Raw genomic sequence first — 12,963 nt, forward strand, 5'->3', positions numbered from 1 at the left:
CCCAAAAACAGCCCCACAAAGTTCTCCGCTCGCCAGCTCGCTTCGATACTTTGCGAGGACCCCAAAAACAGCCCCACAAAGTTCTCCGCTCGCCAGCTCGCTTCGATACTTTGCGAGGACCCCAAAAACAGCCCCACAAAGTTCTCCGCTCGCCAGCTCGCTTCGATACTTTGCGAGGACCCCAAGTGAGCACCGCAACGCTCGACGAACCAGCAACGGCCCGCCCGACGACGGTGCGCGTCGAACCAGTGACCCTGAGCCGGGTGATCAAGTCGGAGTGGATCAAGTTCGCCAGCCTGCGATCCAGCTGGATCACCCTGCTGGTCTCGATGCTCGGCATGATCGGGGTCGGAGCCCTGGCGAGCTGGGCCACGAACAACCACTGGTCGCAGATGGGTCCTGGCGAGCTGGCACACTTCCAGGCGGTCACCCGAAGCCTGGTGGGCGTCAACCTCGCGCAGCTGGCGATCATCGTGCTCGGCGTGCTGGTGATCACCGGTGAGTATGCGACCGGCATGATCATCGCCAGCCTCGGTGCGGCGCCGAAACGAACCACCACTCTGCTCGCCAAGCTGACCGTATTCGGCGTGATCACCTTCTGCGTGAGCCTGGTGAGCTCGTTCATCGCCTTCGTTATCGGCCAACAGCTGCTGCAGTCCCATGGCGTGGGCCTCGGTGCGCCACACGCGATTCGAGCGATCTTCGGAGTCGCGATCTATCTCACGCTCATCGGAGCCATGTCACTCGGCGTCGGCTTCGCCATCCGCAGCACGGCGGGCGGTATCGCCACCGTCCTCGGTATCGTGCTGGTCCTGCCTGCGCTGCAGGACATCCTGCCAACGTCGTGGCAGCCGCACACCACGCCGTATCTGCCGAGCAATGCCGGGTCGGCCCTCTACTCAGCGGTGCCGGATCCGGGCAGTCTGAGTCTATGGACCGGATTCTTCGTGCTGCTCGCCTGGGCCGTGGCCGCACTCGCCCTGGGTCTCTACCTGCTCAAGAGGAGGGACGCCTGACCACGACGCGCGTGCCCGGACGCCCAGCGAACCTCACCTCCCCCTGGGGGCGAGTGCATCGCTGGGCGGTCGCGCACCCGGTGCTCGTCGATCTGCTGCTGGTCCTGTTGCTGGAGGCCTGGGCCACCCGATTGCAGCACCGGATCGATCGGCAGGAGCTCGCCGCGGCCGTGCTCAGCCAACTGCTGATCCTCCCCCTCGCGATCCGCCGCATCTGGCCCTGGCGGCTGATGTGCTACCTGTGCGCGGTCGGCTTCGTGCAGTGGCTCCTCGGGGATGCCCTGGTGGCCGACGCGGCCCTGCTGATCGGCCTCTACACCGTCGCCGTGCACGACTCGCGCCGCCGCGCGTGGATCGCCGCGGGCATCCTCGAGGTCGGCGTCATCATGGCCTCGATCCGGTTCGCGCCGTCCGGGGACAGCGTGGCCGCCTCCCTGGTCTTCCTGACCGGTATGGTGGCCGCCGCACTGTTCGGCGGCATCACCTTGCAGGTGCGTCGGCAGTATGTCGCATCGATGGTGGAGCGCGCCGCACAGCTCGAGCGGGAGCGCGATCAGCAGCTGCGTCTGGCGGCAACCGCGGAGCGCAACCGGATCGCCCGGGAGATGCACGACGTCGTCGCACACAGCCTGTCGGTGATCATCACGCTGGCCGACGCCGCCGTCCTGGCCGACGATGCCACCGGGACCGAGCTGATGAGCCAGGTCGCCGCGACCGGTCGCACGTCGATGGCCGAGATGCGTCAGCTGCTCGGCATCCTGCGTGACGACGATGTAGCCACCGGCGCTCCGCTGACACCGCAGCCCGCCCTCGGCCAGCTGGGCCAGCTGGTGGAAGAGGTCCGGTCCGCCGGACTGCCGGTCACGCTGTCGATGTCCGGTCAGCCGCAGTCGCTCTCGCAGACACGGTCGGCCGCGGTATACCGGATCGTGCAGGAAGGGCTCACCAACGTGTTGAAGCACGCCATCGAACCGACCCGGGTGGCCGTCCACCTGAGCTGGTCCACCGACCTGTTGAAGGTCGTCATCCAGGACGACGGGCATCCTGGCGTCGGCGACGCTCCAGGGGTCGGTCACGGGGTGACCGGCATGCGGGAGCGGGCCGCGGTCTTTGGTGGCACGCTGGACTGTGGACCAAGAGCCGCGGGATGGCGCGTGGATGCGCGGCTACCTTTGGCGCAGGGCTGCCCCTCCGACCAGATCCGACTCCGTGAGCAGGACCGACCGTGACCGATGAGCAAGGCCGCGTCCGCGTCATGATCGTCGACGACCAGCCGCTGCTGCGCACCGGATTCAGGCTCATCCTGGGCGCCGACGCCCAGATCGACGTGGTCGGAGAGGCGGAGGACGGCGCGGCGGCGATCGACGAGGCCTCCCGTTGCCTGCCGGACGTCATCCTCATGGACGTGCGGATGCCCGTCATGGACGGGGTCGAGGCAACTCGCCGGATCCTTGCCACGGGAGCCGCCAGCCGCATCCTGATCCTGACGACCTTCGACCTGGACGAGTATGCCTTCGCCGGGTTGGCTGCGGGTGCGAGCGGCTTCCTCCTGAAGGACGTCCCCGCAGCGGAGCTGGTCGCCTCCATCCACGTCATCGCCGGTGGGGACGCGGTGGTGTCGCCCCGGGTGACGCGCGCCCTGCTCGATCGGTATGCGCGCGAGCTGTTGCCTGACCCGAAGGATCAACGGCCGCACGAGCTGCTGGGCAGGCTTACCCCGCGAGAGCGAGAGGTGCTGTCAACACTGGCAACCGGGCTGTCCAACGCGGAGATTGCCGAGGTGCTTGTCGTGTCCGAGGCCACCGTCAAGACGCACGTCGCCCGGCTGCTGGCCAAGCTGGAGCTGCGCGACCGGGTGCAAGCCGTGGTCTTCGCCTACCAGCACGGCATCGTCGACTGAACCGCCCAGCGACCGTTGCTCTTAGCCAGTACTCAGCCGAGGGCGACGTTGAGCGCACGCCAGTCGATGCCTTGCGGCGCTCGGGCAACCACGGTCTGCACCAGACCCAGCCGCGCCGCACGCACCGCTGGATCCTGCGCCATCACGAGCACGTCGTCGAAGAACGCCGTCAGCGGCTGCACCAGACCCCGCGCGTCAGCGAACCACTCGGGCAGCCCGTCGTTCGCGTGATCCGGAAGCGAGTCGACCTGACCGGCCAGCGCCAGCTCGGCAGGCTCGGTGAGTCTGCTCGTGTCGTATGCCGCGTCGGTGCCCGCGGGCACGATGCGGGTGATGCGCTGCACGGCCTCGACCAGCGGCGCGAAGTCGCCGTCGCCGCGCGCCGACTCGATGTCCTTCAGCGCCCGCTCGGCCTTGCCTGGTGCCGCCGCGAGCGGCTGCACCGCGGACACGAGATCCGCAGACACATTCTCGTCGCGCAGCTGCTGCGCGAAGCGCCCCTCGACGAAATCCCGTGCCGCAGAGACCGACTCGTCACTGACCTCGACACCCTGACCGCGCAGCCGCGCTGCGGCGGCGGCCAGCCCGGCATCGACGGTGACCCCGGCAAGGCTCGGCAGGCCACGCAGGATGCTCACCGCGCCGAGCGCGGCACGACGCAGCGCATACGGGTCGGAGGACCCGGTCGGCTTCGCGCCGAGCGCGAACATCGCTGCGAGCAGGTCGAACCGGTCCGCGAGCGCCAGCAGTGCGCCGGGCTTCGACTCCGGCAGCGGGTCACCCGCCGACCGGGGCGCCTCCATCTCGAGCAGCGCGGCGGCGACCTGCGGGGTCTCCCCCGCGCGAGCGGCATACTCCTTGGCCATCACTCCGGCCAGGCTGGAGAGCTCGACCACCATCTTGGCGGCCAGGTCGAACTTCGCCAGCTCCCCCGCACGCTTGAGCGTCGCCTGTTCGTCGGCGCTCAGGTCGACCGACGACGTCAGAGAGGAGGCGACGTCGGCGATCCGGTCGGAGCGGTCGGCCATCGAACCGATGCGGTGCTCGAAGGTGAGCTTGCCGATCTGCTCACGCAGGGTGTCCACCGGCACCTGCAGGTCGGCGTCGTAGAAGAATGCCGCGTCGTCGTACCGGGCGCGCAGCACCGACTCGTTGCCCAGGCGCACCAGTTCGTCATCACAGTCGCCGTTCGCCATGGTGATGAAGCGGGCCATGAGCCTGCCGACCGCGTCTCGCACCGGCAGGTAGCGCTGGTGCTTGCGCATCACGGTGGTGAGGATCTGCTCGGGGACCTTCAGGTATCTGTCGTCGAACGCGCCGATGATCCCGCGAGGGGCCTCCACCAGGTTCGTGATCTCGTCGACGAGCTCCGACTCGGCCGCAAGGTCCACGGTGCCCCCGACCGATGCGGCGAGCTCCTGTGCCGCCGCGACGACCTGCTCGCGACGAATGGCGGGGTCGAGCACCAGACCGTGGGCCTCCAGCACGCCCATCAGTTCCCCGGCCGTGGCGACGTCGACGAGCGGGACTGCGTCGGTGCGGTGGACGTAGGTCTGCCGGCCGGAACGCAGCTCGGAGACCTCCACGGGCACCACGGCGCTCCCCCACAGCGCGACCAGCCAGCGGATCGGCCGACTGAACGACAGCTGCGGGTCGCGCCAGCGCATGTTCTTGTCCGAGCGCAGCCCGGCGACGAGGTCGTGGGTGACTGCGCCGAGCACCTCGAGCGCGCCGCGACCGACCTGGTCGATCCGCACCGCCACGTGCTCTGCGCCGTCGAACTCGGCGCGCACCAGATCGGCGGGATTCACCTTCTGGCCGCGCGCGAAACCTTGCGCCGCCTTCGTCAGGTTGCCGTCGGCGTCGTAGGCCGCAGCGACCTTCGGCCCCTTGCGCAGCGTCTGCGCATCGGGCTCCTTCGGCGCTACCTGCGCGATGGTGGCGACGATGCGGCGCGGAGTCCCGACCACCCGAATGTCACCGTGCGTCAGCCGGGTCTGCGCTAGCCGCTCGGTGAGCGACGTGCGCACGTGCTCGATGGTCTGGTCGACGACGTGCGGGGGCAGCTCCTCGACGCCGATCTCCAGCGCGAAGTCCTGCGGATCGGTAGGCAGCGCGGCGGCATCGACCGGCTCCGGCTCGGGATTCGGCGGCATGACCGCCGCACCGACGAGCACCTTCGCGCCCTCGGCCTTGAGCAGCGGGAAGTCCAGCTCCTCTCGGCGCTCCACCCACAGCTTCGCAACCTCGCGCGACAGCCGCCGCATCGTCGAGAAGGCTTTGGCCCGTTCCGTGGTCGAGATGGCACCACGGGAGTCGAGCACGTTGAAGGCGTGCGAGGACTTCAGCACGTAGGTGTGCGCCGGCACGGGCAGCCGCGCGTCGACCATCCGCTGCGCCTCTGCGGTGTAGTGCTCGAAGAGATCCTGGTTCGCCTCGACGTCGGCGTCGTCGAGGTAGTACCGAGACATCTCGTACTCCTGCTGGCCGAAGGCCTCACCGTAGGTGATGCCCGGCGCATACTGCATGTCCTTGAAGTGCGTGACGCCCTGCTGCGCCATCATGATGCGCTCGATTCCATAGGTCAGCTCGACGCTCACCGGGTCGAGATTCTGGCCGCCCACCTGCTGGAAGTAGGTGAACTGGGTGACCTCCATGCCGTCCAGCCACACCTCCCAGCCCAGCCCCCACGCGCCGATCGCGGGCTGCGCCCAGTTGTCCTCGACGAACCGCACGTCGTGCGCGTGGATGTCGATGCCGATCGCCTCGAGGGACTCGAGGTAGAGCTCTTGTGGGTTGCCCGGGTCCGGCTTGAGGATCACCTGGAACTGGGTGTGCGTCTGCAGCCGGTTGGGGTTCTCGCCATACCGGGAGTCGTCCGGGCGGACCGAGGGCTCCACGTAGGCCACCCGCCAGGGCTCGGGTCCGAGCACCCGCAGGATGGTTGCGGGGTTCATCGTTCCGGCACCGACCTCCGTGTTGAACGGCTGCACGGTCATGCAGCCTCGGTCGGTCCAGAACTTCTGCAGCGTCAGCAGGGCCTCTTGCACGGTTAGCACGAGGGCAAGGCTACCCAGCCGCCGAACTCGTCGTGTCGGTGCAACCCGCCGACGGCGCCGCACGTCCTACCTACGTGATCAGGCACACACCGACTCAGGGAGGAATCAAGGTGTCCCACCATCAGATCAGGGCGGTCCAGGCGGTTCTGGCGACGGCGGCGGCGCTCGGTCTCGCCGCCTGTGGACAGGCAGCGAACGGCGCCGGCTCGAGCGGGCTACCGACCGGCACGAGCGGGACGCCCGCTCCTACCTCGGCGGGTCCCACCACCACGTCGTCGCCCGACCCATCGCACCGCATGACCGGAACCCCCGTCGGGCAAGGACCGGTGGTGTCCGAGGTCGCTGCCCGCGGGGCACTGATGCAGAAGTCGGGCTCGCTACACCCCGCAATAGTGCGGCTGGGCTCGGGCTATGAGGCCGCCACCCTCGGTCAGGGGAATGACGTGGTCTTCTGGAGCAGCACCGGCCGCACCTGGACCAGGAACGGCACCAGCACCCGACTCCCGGTCCACTCCGGCAACCACGGCCAGGTGACGGTGGCCGGCTCCTTGCTCCCGGGAGCCAAGCACGCCACCTTCGTGGTCACGGGCGCGTTTACCGGCGACGGGACCGGCGGCGCCCTCGCCTACGGCCATGGGCCGCGCGGATGGAGTCTCATCACGGCACGGCCCGACGGATCTCTCGCACCCTCCGGGCACGGCGCCGACAGGCTCGGCGAGAACGGGCTGGAGCTGAACATCTCCCTCACGCCATCGGGTCTGACGACCTACTCGATGTGGAGCCCACGCAGCTCGGCCGCCTTCGCCATGCAGACCGGCCGGCCCACCATCCGCCGGTGGAAGGCGTCCGGCAGCACCTTGCAGCTCACCGGCAGCAATGTCGTCACTGCCAACGCCACAGAGGTGACACTTCCGAACCCGTTCCCGGCGCCCCCCGGCACCTCGTCGCTGCCGGACGGCACATGGGCGGCTCGGCTGATCACGGCCAAGCAGTCCGGCAACACCATCTCGATGCGGGTCCAGCCCGAGAAGGGCCGAAACTGTATGTCGGGTGCGGGCGTGTGCTTCACGGCCGTCGGCCCGCGGGTATCCCTCACCATGGACGCCTACTCGCCGACGAGTGTGCTGGCAACGAACAGCCACGGGCAGCTGAAACATCTCACGGCGCCCGGCTGGGCCTTCACAGCTGTCGAGGACGGCGCCTCGATACCGCTGAGCACGTACTTCACGGACGGAGCGCCGTGGGTGGTGCCCGCGTCATTGGCGACCACCTCGGTGCCCAGCCCGCACGCCCTCCTTCAAGTCAGGGACGGCACGGTCACGCACGCCGACGCGATCTACACCTCGTAGCCACAAACCCCTCGGATTGGTAGTACGAACGGGACCCATACGTCCCGCTTGTACTACCAACTCGGCGGCCGGAAGGATCCGCCGCCGCCGTGCGTTGTGAAAGGCATGGTGTTTGGATTCGGTCGTTCATCGTCCATGGTCACCCGCGACGAGGCCCTGCCCGGCCGCGCGGAGCGGCCCTACCGCATACCGGAGCGGCATGCGGTGCTCGACACCCCGCTGGAGGGGCCGTGGCCGCAGGGCACACAGGTGTTCTATATCGCGATGGGGTGCTTCTGGGGCACGGAGCGCATCTTCTGGAAGCAGCCCGGCGTGGTCACGACCGCGGCGGGCTACGTCGGCGGGTTCACCCCAAACCCGACGTATGAGGAGGTGTGCAGCGGGCGGACTGGCCACACCGAGGGGGTGCTGGTCGCCTACGACCCGAGCAAGACCTCGGCGGAGCTGCTGCTCAAGGAGTTCTGGGAGAACCACGACTCCACGACCCGCAACCGCCAAGGCAACGACATGGGCACGCAGTATCGGTCGGCGATCTACTGGACCACCCCGGAGCAGGAGCAGGCTGCCACTGCCACCCGGGACGCCTTCCAGGAGGTGCTGGCGAACAACGGACTCGGGCGCATCAGCACTGAGATCCGCTCGGCGGACGAGGCCGGCCGGTTCTACTACGCCGAGGACTACCACCAGCAGTACCTGCACAAGAATCCCGGTGGCTACTGCAATCACGGCCCCAACGGGATGACGTGCCCGGTCGGGATCGTCCGCCAGGACCAGCTGCCCAGCCAGGAGTCGGTCCTGCGCGACAACGGCTGAGCCCACGGCTCCGCGACCGTCGCGGTCTGCCCTGTTACCGAGCCTCTGTCGGCAGGTGCAAGGCGAGGAAGTCCACCGTGTTCCGCCATGCGGTGGCCGAAGCCTCGGCGTGGTGAAAGACGGGATGCGGGTTGTCGAACGCATGCCCGGCACCGGGATAGGTCTCGAATCGGACGCCCTCGCGTGACACCGCGGCGCGAATCTGCTCGACGGTGTCGGCAGAGAGGTAGGCGTCGGCGAGACCGAAGTGGTGCAGGCTCGGCGCCGTGACGTCCTTCGCCCGGTCGAGCAGCCCCGGAATCGCTGAACCGTAGTAGCTCACCAGCACATCGGGGTCGCCGTCGGCAGCGACATTGAATGCCAGCCCACCACCGAAGCAGAATCCCACCACCCCCACGCTGCCGCGGACGCAGTCGTCGGCGCGCAGCGCGGCCACCGCGGCTACGCCGTCGGAGACGGCCTTGCCCCAGTCGACTCGACCGGCGACGGCGACCGCCCGGTCGAGGAAGTCCGGCCGTGACTCATCGATGTCCGCGTCATCGAGTCGCCAGTAGATCTCCGGAGCGAGGACGACGTATCCGAGGGCCGAGAGATCGGCGGCCCGCCGCTTGATGTAGTCGCTGACTCCGAAGATCTCCTGGAACAGCACGAGCCCGGGTCCCGACCCGGCCGGGGGCAGCCAGCGCCGGGCGGGCATCGCTGCGGCATCGGTGGGCACGCTGATCGATTCGCTGCTCATCCCTGCAGTCTGCCGGACCGTTCCTCGGGCGAGCGGACAAGTGGGCCAACTGCGCAAAATCGGTCAAGCACGCGGACCACCGTTCGAGGCAGGCTTGGGGCCATGGACCACGACGACCGCCTGGACACGCTTCTCCAGTTCGCGCAGCAGGCGTTGGACGATCCCGGTCTGAGCGGCGACGATCTGGCCGCCCAGGCCCACCTGTCGCGATTCCACTTCGACCGGATCGTCTCCGCTGCGGGCGGCGAGCCACCGGGGTCGCTGCGCAGACGGCTCCTGCTGGAGCGTGCCGCCTACCGGCTCGTCCACGACGCGCAGTGCATCGTGCTCGACGTCGCTGTCGAGGCGGGCTACGGCTCCCACGAGGCGTTCACCCGAGCCTTCGCCCGTGCCTACGGACGCACTCCACTGCAGACCCGCCACAACCCACCACCGACGTTTCGCGGGCTCGAGCTCGCGGCTCCCAGTGGTGTCCACTTCCAACCACCCGGGGGTCTGCGACTTCCGGCACCACGAAAGGAAACCGGCATGGACGTCATCCAACAGCTCGTCGACCACCACGTCGACTCGCTGACGGCAGTCATCGGATCAGCTCGACACCTCCCCGACGAGACCCTCGACCGAAGCATCGCCCTGTCCGTCGAAGGCATCGACGACGACCCCACCCTGCGTGGCCTGCTCAACGGCATGGTCACTCAGGAGGAGCACTGGCTGTCGGCGCTGCGCGGGGGCGACTGGCCCGACGAGTCCGACCGGTCCATCGCCGGTCTCACGCGACGGCACGAGGTGGCCGGTGCGAGCTTCCGGACGTTCGTCGCATCGGCGATCGAGGACTCGACCATGGCCGACACCTTCATCGACACCACCTGCAACGATCTGGCGACCCACACCATCGGCGGCACCATCGCCCACGTGATCACGTTCGGCGCGGTGCGCCGCACGATGGCCGTCGGCGCGCTGTGGAGCGCCGGCATCAGGGATTTCGACAGGGCCGACCCCCGGCCGTGGATCGACTCGCTCGCCGGTGCGGGCGATCAGTCCTCGGCTCGAGAGCGCAGATAGTCGCCGAAGCCGTTGATCGTGAACCCGAGCCGGCCATGACCGGTGACTCGAATGATCCCCTTGACGATCAGCCGTTCCCGGTGTTCGCTCAGGCTGCGGCTGGCGACGTGCAGCCTCGAGGCGATCTCGGCACGACTGACCGATGAGCCGCCGATATCCGCCATCGCCTGCAGGAAGGTCTGCTCCGCCGGCGTCGCGGCGTTCCACCGGGCGCGGTGCAAGGTGGCCAGGTCGGTCGCGATCACCCCTTGCGCGGTCATCGCGTTCGCAAGTGTGATCTGTCCTCCCGGGTCGGGTCGGCCGGCGGCACGCCAGGCGGCATCCCCCAGCAGTTGCAGGGTGAAGGGAAACCCCTCGGCATACTCGACCGCCGCCTGGAGGACGTCTGGTCCCCACCCCACGCCCAGCCGCTGCGCCGGGCGGACCAGGGCGGCAATCGCCGCATACTGCGACAACAGGCCGAGCGGCTGGTAGTCCCATCGCTCGGTGAAGCTGGCCGCGGCACGCAGCGCGCTGTCGGAGTTGGGTAGGCCGGCGGCGAACACGGCCGCGGGCGCGGGGCCTTGCCCGGGGAGGTGCTGCAGGTTCTGCCAGCCGTGGGCGAACGAGCTCAGCCCGCTCTGGTCGGCATCCTGGATCTCGTCGATGAACAGGACCAAGCCGCTGCGGTGCTCACGCTGCGTCGCCGCTGCGGCCTCCGCGAGGAAGGCAGTGAACTCCCCCGCTCCGGCCGGGACGGACGTCTCGGCCGTATGCGGTGCGGCGATCTCCGCTTCCGCGCGGGCGACGCCGGGCACACCGACGCCGACCTTGAAGCTGGCGCGACTCGCGAGGTCGTGCAGTTTGCGCCGGGTGGTCGGCGCCCAGCTCTCGGTCGCCGCCTCCAGCTGGGCGACCAGGTCGGCAATCAGGCTGCCGCTTCCACCGCCGGCCACCCACACGGTGACCGCGCCGCGCTGCTCGGCCATCCGCCGTACCTGCGCGAGCATCGACGTCTTGCCGACGCCGCGCGGAGCGATGTCGATGCGTGGCCGGCCGACGAACTGCCTCAGGTCGGCCATCAGGGACAGTCGCTCATCGAACTCGGCGAGCTGATGATCTCGGCCCGGCAGCTCGGACGCAATGGCCCCGGGAGTGTATGGACTCGGCTGCATATCCCCTCCCAATACTCTGTGATATCTAGATCAAAGTATCACCTGGTATCGCCCTTCAGCGAGATCGCAATTTCCCGCCCCCCTTCTCGAGATCGCACTATCCGGGCGTATTTCGCCATTTCGGGCAAGATAACGCGATGTCGCGCCAGCGTCCGGACGGATAGTGCGACGTCGACGCGGACGGGCATAGGTCGATCGTGCTCAGGCTCGATTGCGGACCGACATGGTCAGCAGCTGACCGGCGCCCTGCCGTAGGTTCGCTCCGGCCTGCGCATCGCCGGCGAGGTGCCGGGTCAGCGCCTGCTCGAACACCCCGTCGAAGGTCGCGTAGGCCATCACCTTGGACATGGTCGGCTCCCCGTCGACCAGCGCGGCATACGCCAGGACGACCCGCCAGATCATGTCCTCGAGCTGGGCGTCGAGGTCGGTCACGGTCGGTTGCAGCTTGTCCTCGAACATCGCCTGTGAGCGCATGTCGTACCAGAGCCGATGCATGGCCGTGTCCTCCATCAAGGTGGCCACCAGCGCCTCGGGGAAGAGCCCCAGCAGTTGCTCGCCGGTGGCGGCCTCAGCGACGATCTCGTCGTAGCGCGTGACGCAGTGCTCCTTGTAGCGGCGCACGCAGTAGGTGATCAGCTCGACCTTGTCGCGGAAGTAGTAGTGCAGCACCCCGTGCGAGAACGCCGTCTTCGCCGCGATCTCCCGCAGGCTGGTGTGGGCATAGCCGAGCTCGCCCAAGGTTTGCAGTGCCGCGTCGGCGAGCTCGCCACGGCGCGCCTCGAACTTGTCCACCGGCGGCCGGTCAAACCGGTCGGCCCGGACAGCCGTTGCACTGGTCACGATGTGCTTCTCCTCACTCGCCGGTCCGCGGTCGACTGGGCATGCCCGACCGCCCGCAGACAGGCATATCGCCTCCGTCGAGCATAGACGCCACCTCTTCTTGACAAGTGTCCAAGAAAACCTTGACACCTGTCAAGGCTAGGGGCAGGGTGGGCTGGATCCAGCCGTCTCGACCTCCGGCGTCACGACTGCACCCACACCCGCCGCCCGGAGATGCCAAGGAGCCCACCATGACCTCGATCGACCTGACCGGCCGCAAAGCCCTCGTCACCGGAGCCGCCCAGGGCCTCGGGGAAGGGATGGCCACGGCGCTGGCCGCAGCGGGCGCCACCGTGATGATCGCCGATGTGCAGGACTCCGGCCGGCAGACCGCCGAGGCACTCGGCGAGGGTCACGGGTTCGTCCGGCTGGACGTCACCGACGACGCGAACTGGGCCGGCGCCATCAACGAGACGGTCGAGCGTCTCGGCGGTCTCGACATCCTGGTCAACAACGCCGGGGTCGAGATCACCAGCCTGCTGACCGACGTCGAGGCCGACGACATCCGAAAGATGCTCGAGGTCAACCTGCTCGGAACCACGCTCGGCATCAAGAACGGTCTGCGGGCGATGCGCCCCGGCGGGCCCGCCGGACAAGGCGGCGCCATCATCAACGTGTCCTCGGTCGCGGCCACCATCGCGTTCCCGGGGATCGCCGTGTATTCCGCCACCAAGTCCGGGGTTGACCGGCTGACCCGGGTCGCGGCCATGGAGTCCGGCAAGCTCGGCTACGGCGTGCGGGTCAACTGCGTCTACCCCGGCCTGGTGCCGACGGCCATGGGCGCCGGACTGGCGAACGACGTGGCCGAGCTGGGGCTGTTCCCGTCCGCGGAGGCAGCGGTCGGTGCGGTCGTGGAGCTGACTCCGGCAGGCCGTCTGGGCCAGGTCGACGACATGGCCGATGCGGTCGTCTTCCTCGCCTCCGACGCCGCGAAGTTCATCACCGGCACCGGCCTGGCAGTTGACGGCGGCATGGGCATGTGACGGACCCCG

11 protein-coding genes are annotated in these 12,963 nt (G+C 68.6%); 7 read left to right on the forward strand and 4 right to left on the reverse strand.

The window, feature by feature from the left end; all coding sequences use genetic code 11:
• The first annotated feature begins 185 nt into the window (after positions 1-185).
• The 3 genes from FGL98_RS10930 to FGL98_RS10940 are packed head-to-tail and all read left to right on the forward strand — an operon-like array spanning position 186 to position 2,916.
• Positions 186-1,016 (forward strand): ABC transporter permease subunit, encoded by an 831-nt coding sequence (locus tag FGL98_RS10930; RefSeq protein ID WP_222432115.1) that lies wholly within the window; start codon positions 186-188, stop codon positions 1,014-1,016.
• Positions 1,017-1,027: 11 nt separating this feature from the next.
• Positions 1,028-2,245 (forward strand): sensor histidine kinase, encoded by a 1,218-nt coding sequence (locus FGL98_RS10935; RefSeq protein WP_186526104.1) that lies wholly within the window; start codon positions 1,028-1,030, stop codon positions 2,243-2,245.
• Positions 2,246-2,271: 26 nt separating this feature from the next.
• Positions 2,272-2,916 (forward strand): response regulator, encoded by a 645-nt coding sequence (locus tag FGL98_RS10940; protein WP_146316850.1) that lies wholly within the window; start codon positions 2,272-2,274, stop codon positions 2,914-2,916.
• Positions 2,917-2,948: 32 nt separating this feature from the next.
• On the opposite strand, the gene FGL98_RS10945 is transcribed toward FGL98_RS10940, so the two are convergent.
• Positions 2,949-5,975 (reverse strand): glycine--tRNA ligase, encoded by a 3,027-nt coding sequence (locus FGL98_RS10945; protein ID WP_146316801.1) that lies wholly within the window; start codon positions 5,973-5,975, stop codon positions 2,949-2,951.
• 110 nt (positions 5,976-6,085) lie between these two features.
• Between FGL98_RS10945 and FGL98_RS10950 the strand changes: the two genes are divergently transcribed.
• Positions 6,086-7,324, forward strand: a complete 1,239-nt coding sequence (locus FGL98_RS10950) for a hypothetical protein (protein WP_146316802.1) — start codon at positions 6,086-6,088, stop codon at positions 7,322-7,324.
• 105 nt (positions 7,325-7,429) lie between these two features.
• A complete protein-coding gene (gene msrA, locus FGL98_RS10955; protein WP_246136499.1) occupies positions 7,430-8,137 on the forward strand; it encodes a peptide-methionine (S)-S-oxide reductase MsrA in 708 nt (235 codons plus the stop codon).
• A gap of 34 nt (positions 8,138-8,171) precedes the next feature.
• Here the strand turns inward: msrA and FGL98_RS10960 are convergent, their stop codons facing one another.
• Positions 8,172-8,876 (reverse strand): dienelactone hydrolase family protein, encoded by a 705-nt coding sequence (locus FGL98_RS10960; RefSeq protein WP_146316804.1) that lies wholly within the window; start codon positions 8,874-8,876, stop codon positions 8,172-8,174.
• A gap of 102 nt (positions 8,877-8,978) precedes the next feature.
• Here FGL98_RS10960 and FGL98_RS10965 point away from each other — a divergent pair, with 102 nt between their 5' ends.
• Positions 8,979-9,938 carry a helix-turn-helix domain-containing protein gene (locus tag FGL98_RS10965; RefSeq protein ID WP_146316805.1) on the forward strand — a complete coding sequence of 320 codons (960 nt, stop codon included), beginning with the start codon at positions 8,979-8,981 and terminating at the stop codon, positions 9,936-9,938.
• On the opposite strand, the gene FGL98_RS10970 is transcribed toward FGL98_RS10965, so the two are convergent.
• Together FGL98_RS10970 and FGL98_RS10975 are read right to left on the reverse strand one after the other, a co-directional pair.
• Positions 9,911-11,092, reverse strand: coding sequence for an ATP-binding protein (locus tag FGL98_RS10970; protein ID WP_146316806.1), 1,182 nt, complete (start codon positions 11,090-11,092; stop codon positions 9,911-9,913). The two genes, FGL98_RS10965 and FGL98_RS10970, sit on opposite strands and share 28 nt — an antisense overlap.
• A 201-nt stretch (positions 11,093-11,293) precedes the next feature.
• A complete protein-coding gene (locus tag FGL98_RS10975; protein ID WP_146316807.1) occupies positions 11,294-11,932 on the reverse strand; it encodes a TetR/AcrR family transcriptional regulator in 639 nt (212 codons plus the stop codon).
• A 230-nt stretch (positions 11,933-12,162) separates the two neighbouring features.
• Between FGL98_RS10975 and FGL98_RS10980 the strand changes: the two genes are divergently transcribed.
• Positions 12,163-12,954, forward strand: a complete 792-nt coding sequence (locus tag FGL98_RS10980) for an SDR family NAD(P)-dependent oxidoreductase (protein ID WP_146316808.1) — start codon at positions 12,163-12,165, stop codon at positions 12,952-12,954.
• Positions 12,955-12,963: the final 9 nt, after the last annotated feature.

Origin of the sequence: Leekyejoonella antrihumi (assembly GCF_007845645.1) — a bacterium.
GTDB lineage: Bacteria > Actinomycetota > Actinomycetes > Actinomycetales > Dermatophilaceae > Leekyejoonella > Leekyejoonella antrihumi.